Source organism: Monashia sp. HAY1-5C (assembly GCF_056755255.1).
The window spans coordinates 1-256 of record NZ_JBPGXG010000503.1; the positions used below are offsets into that span (position 1 = coordinate 1).

The 256-nt window shown below is 64.8% G+C and carries 1 protein-coding gene; it reads right to left on the minus strand.

Features of this window, described 5'->3' with window-relative positions; genetic code table 11:
* Positions 1-256 (minus strand): hypothetical protein (locus ACR9ZK_RS22575; RefSeq protein WP_481344163.1); only part of this gene is annotated, 256 nt, incomplete at both ends.

The window sequence follows — 256 nt, forward strand, 5'->3', positions numbered from 1 at the left end:
CATCAGGTCATCCCGGGCCACTTGCAGCAGCGCCTGGGCGACGCTTTCGAAGTCACTGGCCAGCGAGCCGTTGAGGATCTGCTGGCGCGCCAGTTGCGCTTCTTCGATGAACGCCGCCGGACGCTCGGTGCGTCGCTGCCAGAGGTCGCCGAGGACGTGTTCGCCATCCGGGTCGTGTTGCAGCAACGACAGCTGATTCATGAACTCGTAACCGGTGCTGCCATCCACCGCCCAATCGGTGCGCAGGGTCTCGCCT